This is a genomic window from Gluconobacter sp. Dm-73 (genome assembly GCF_018256215.1).
Taxonomy (GTDB): Bacteria; Pseudomonadota; Alphaproteobacteria; order Acetobacterales; family Acetobacteraceae; genus Gluconobacter; species Gluconobacter cadivus.
Genome location: NZ_JAERLW010000021.1, coordinates 1 through 4,805, shown reverse-complemented (window position 1 = coordinate 4,805; position 4,805 = coordinate 1). Strand labels below are relative to the sequence as shown.

The following is a 4,805-nucleotide window of genomic DNA, read 5'->3' as shown; positions in this document are numbered from 1 at the left end:
TAGTCTGTTAGCAAACTGTGATCAGCTTTGGGTATGTGACCCAGAACAAGATAGTTCTGCCTCTTAAAAATAAACTCCCACAGAAAGAAAAGTAATGGCAGCTTCAGATAGTACGTATCGTTAGGATATTTTTGGTATTGGATAAGATTTATCCAAATGTTGTTGCGTTATTATTATAAATTGGGCTCAGTCAGACCCGGTCGGCCGGTTTCGATATGTCCTGACAGTTGCAGCACTATGTTGGTCCGTTGAGTCGATAGAATCTCCAGATCGTACCAGTATGAAGCTGGGGCAATATCCCATTGGATTGTTTGGATTTCTGCAGGGGACAGAGAAACCGTGCGGAGGCTGGCAGCATGTTTTTCGTTAATATGAAAGGTCTGGACCTTGGACGTTGTATTACGAAGACATAAAAGTAGTGCGCCTAATTTATGATCATATTGAAGCGTCGTCTCAGGAAATTCTTTCCCTCTCAAGTAACGATAGAAACCATTGGGACCGTGAACTGTGATCGCTTCCATATCGGAAGGTTTTACAGGAACAAGGAGGCTTGTTCGGGCATCGAGGGTGTAATGTCGGGCGGTACCGTTGGTACGAACCCGAAAAACAGCGCCCTGGGAACCAGTATTTGTCAGTTTGAGGGTATCTGGCATCAGAAAATCAGCGTGCAAATCATATGGTAATGCACGGGCCGGACGTTGGCCTGCCTCCTGTCGGGGCAGTTTCTGGACTGTCGGGACGACCGGATGAGGAAGCACGCAGGAGCGTCGGGTTTCGGGGAGATAGTCGTCCGTGTTCGGAAGGTTTGCAGTCCATGTGCGATCTGTCTGGGCGAAGTCGAACACGGATGTCAGGTCGCCGCAGACGCTGCGACGCCACAGTGTAATATTCGGGCATTTGACGCCAAACCGTGCTTCAAGAAAGCGCAGAACGGAGGTGTGATCGAACACCTGCGAATTGACCCAGCCGCCTTTTGTCCAGGGCGAAACGATGATGGCGGGGACGCGTGGGCCCAGTCCGACGGGAATATCGTGATAGGACTCTCCCTGTGTTGAAACCGTTCCGCCGCCCTGCTCCGGCGTCAGTGCGGGGACCGGAGCGGGAACGTGGTCGAAAAACCCGTCATTTTCATCGTAATTGAGAATGAAGACAGTGCGTGACCAGACGTCGGGATGGCGGACGAAGACGTCCATGAGCTGGGAAATGAGATGTTCGCCGTAGCCAGGTGGGGCGTTGGGGTGTTCACTCAATGCGGTGGGCGGGACGATCCATGAGACCTGCGGCAGGCGCCCTTCCGAGATGTCGCGTTCGAATTCGGCAACAAGGTAACGGCCTTCGGTCGTGTGCATGTCGGCTTCGGTGGAGCCGGGAACGATCTGTCGTGCGCGGCGATATTGCCAGGATGCCGGGTCAAGATTGCGAAACTGTGCGAAGGACGCCAGCGGGTTGTCGCCGAAATTGTCGTATTCCTGATAAACGCGCCAAGAAATGCCCGCGTCCTGAAGTTTTTCCGGATAGGTGTCCCAGCGAAAGGGTGTGAAATCGGGATGGTCATGGGCCATGTCGGCCGACCAGTTCCCGTCATCCACATTCTCAACGGCCTGCTTGCCAGAATGGCCAACGGCCAGACCGCTCGTTCCGGAAAACAGGAAGAGACGATTGGGATTTGTCGGGCCGAAAAGGGAGGCGTGATAGGCGTCGCAGATCGTGAAGGCGTCAGCGAGGGCGTAATAATACGGGATTTCAGCGCGTGTGAAATGACCCATGGTCATGGGCCCCTTGTGGGAGATCCATGTGTTCCAGTCGTTCCATGCGGCCTGGGTGCCTTTCCAGCTGTGATCGAGACTGGCGAGGCAGGCGCTGGAGGTGTGGGCCGTGTTGAACAGGAACGGGAGAACGGTGCCTCCCTTTCCGTCCGGCTGAGCAAAGACGCTGCTGCCGTCCGGCAGGCGTTCGGCGCGGGGGTCTGCATAGCCGCGAACCCCCTGAAGACAGCCGAAATAGTGATCGAAAGACCGGTTTTCCTGCATCAGGATGACGACATGTTCCACGTCCTGAATCGTGCCTGTAACGGTATGCGGAGCGATGGCGAGGGCACGCTTCAGGTTCTCGGGCAGGAGGGCTGCCGCCGCGGTGGCGGAGCCGAACCGGAGAAACTGTCGACGGCTGGGGGAACGTGGCATCAGGGCGTCATCCGTCAAGAGGTCAGCGATCAGAAGAAGTGCTTGCGCAGGGTAAAGAACACCATGCGGGGGGCACCGGCCTGAAGGGTCTGCAGGCTGCCGCTCGGGTCGCTGACGGCAAAGCCCGTGCTGCCGACGGTGGCGACATAGCGTTTGTCGAACAGGTTGGTGACGTTGATCTGGGCGTCCAGACCATGCAGCACCCAGTTATGGCTGTGGAAGCGATAGCCGACATTCAGGTTGAAAATGTCGTTCGGCTTGATCCACTGGTCGTTCGTATAGGTGTAGGTTCTGCGACCCTGATACTGCATGCCGACATTGCCCCAGATCGAGCCGTCGTCGTAGCTGAGCTGTACGTTGGCCAGATTGCGCGGCATGGCGACAACGCTTTTGCCCTTGGTGGCGTATGTCACGCCGCCTGTCGTCAGATTGTCGTCATAGGTGGACTGGTTATAGGCGTAGGAGGCGTAAATCGACCAGTTATCGGTGAAATGGTAGTTGAAGGCAGCGTCGATGCCGCGTGCCGTGACACCGCCGACATTGCTCAGGATGCTGGCATAGCCCTGAACGTTCGTTCCGCTGGACACAGGCGAGATGGAGGCAAGGCGGTTTTCAAACTCGATGTAATAGCCGGTCAGAGACGCCTGAATGCGGTGATCGTGATAGCGGTAGCCGATTTCTTCGCTGTAAGACATTTCAGGATGCAGCGAATTCTTAGCCGCTGCATACGCTGCGGTCGTCATTGCAAAAGGGCTGGTCGCGCCGGTTGTGGAATTGTCGAAGGCCGCCATGTTGCGTGCGAAATCGGCGAAGATTTCGTTGTGACGATTGATGCGGTAATTGCCGCCAAGCTGCGGCAGGAAGCCGTTGGCTGATGTGATGGACCCTCCGGCATAGGTGTTGGCGACCGGGGTGCCCATGTAGTTGCCTTCAAGCTGGCGGGCATGATTGTCGACGACCAGAGACTTGAATCCGTAATTCAGCTTGAAGGCCGGAGTGATCTGCCAGGTGTCCTGAAGATGGAACTGGTATGTCTTGGTATTAAACGCGCTTTGCCACTGCGTGGCGAACGGATTGTTACGGAACCAGTGGACTGAACTGCCAGTATAGCCGCTTTCGCTAAGCGGATAAAAACGACGTGCCTGCTCGAAGTCGTTGTTTTCGAACCAGAAACCGCCATCGATTGTGTGGTTGGCGATCTTGTAGGTCAGGCCACCGATAAAGCCTTCGCGGTGGATGTCATATTCGGTGGTTCGCACCGAAATGGGCGAGCCGCCGAGTGAGTCAGGCGTGGGCTCGTAAGGTGTGGCGTAAATGCCCTCGCCGGTATTGGTATGGCCGTAAACCGTAGCATAGCCCTTGAGGCGGCTGGTGATGTCGAAGTCCAGCCGTCCGTAACCCAGCGCGTCCTGACGCAGACCGGCGGAGTTGTAATAGGACTGGTCCTGATTGGTGATCCCTTGCGGGAAGGCCGTACCGTTCTGATAGGCCCGGGCGATCTGCTTGGCCAGTCCGTAGTCGTTGGTGATGTTATCGACGTTGTAGCCCCGGGTATGGATCAGTTGCAGGGACAGATCCTGATAATCGTTTTCCGCGCGCTGACTGTAATCGCCGAATAGTGTCAGCTTGACCTTCTCACCCAGCGGCTGGATGAACTTGGCGTTTGCCTGCTGTTGCTGCTGGATGCCGTCGCCTTTCCACTTGTTGGCGTCCTGATAATCATAAGAGACGTAAAGCCGTCCGCCGCCCGGCAGCGTGCCGGAATTGACGCGGGCAAATGTGCGCCACGTGCCGTAGGACCCGACCGTTCCGGCAACGTCCACACCATATTTCGTGGTGGGATCAATAGACGTAAATTCGAGAGCGCCACCAAGATCGTTCGAAGCCGCAACGCCGACTGATCCCGCACCCTGGGCGAGGGTTGCGGGGCCGTTGTTTTCGGTTTGCAGGGCGCGGCCGATCGACAGGCCGTTATCGTTGCCATAGGCGAGATTGCCGAGCGGGATTCCATCCATCGTGAAGCCCAGACGGCTCTGGTCGAAGCCACGAATAATGATCTGCTGCGACCATTCGTAAGCGCCCAACGGGTCTGAAGACGTGAACATGACGCCGGGAAGTTTCGAGAGCGTCTTCAGAGGGCTGGTACCGGGGGCGACTTCCTGCAGCGCTAGACGAGAAAGCGTCTGGGTTTCACGCGAAGCACCCGAGCCGAGAACGACAATGGATTCTGATTTGTTGGAAACTGTGGCTTCAGGCGTGGGGCTTTTTCTGGCGACAGGCTTCTGAGAGGCCGTCCGTAGTGTCCTGTGCTGGGATGTGTCTCCGTGGGGGGATGTTTTCGCAGGGACCGGAGCTGCATGGGCACTGTAGAAGACCAACGAACTCAGACAGGTGGTGAGCAGGACACCATTCTTTTTCATTTCGCGTTTTCCCGGCATCAAGAAAATAAAATCTGGGCAGTGATAACGCGGCGAACATTATGTTCGCGTATCTGTGATGTCGTGTAATAGTTTCATGAAAAATATGTTTCATAAATATTTCAGATTTATAAATTTATAATTATGAAATACCATAGGTTTTTAATTTATAATTCTGCTTTACTGGAGACTTTTCTTCTCATAG

2 protein-coding genes are annotated in these 4,805 nt (G+C 55.2%); both read right to left on the bottom strand.

All coding sequences use genetic code 11. The features are described 5' to 3' along the window. Nucleotides 1-173: 173 nt before the first annotated feature. Nucleotides 174-2,183, bottom strand: coding sequence for a phosphocholine-specific phospholipase C (locus JK176_RS14725; RefSeq protein ID WP_211588380.1), 2,010 nt, complete (start codon nucleotides 2,181-2,183; stop codon nucleotides 174-176). Nucleotides 2,184-2,212: 29 nt separating this feature from the next. Beyond that, the gene (locus JK176_RS14720) at nucleotides 2,213-4,603 is read right to left on the bottom strand and encodes a TonB-dependent receptor (RefSeq protein WP_211588379.1); all 2,391 of its coding nucleotides are present in this window, start codon (nucleotides 4,601-4,603) and stop codon (nucleotides 2,213-2,215) included. Nucleotides 4,604-4,805: the final 202 nt, after the last annotated feature.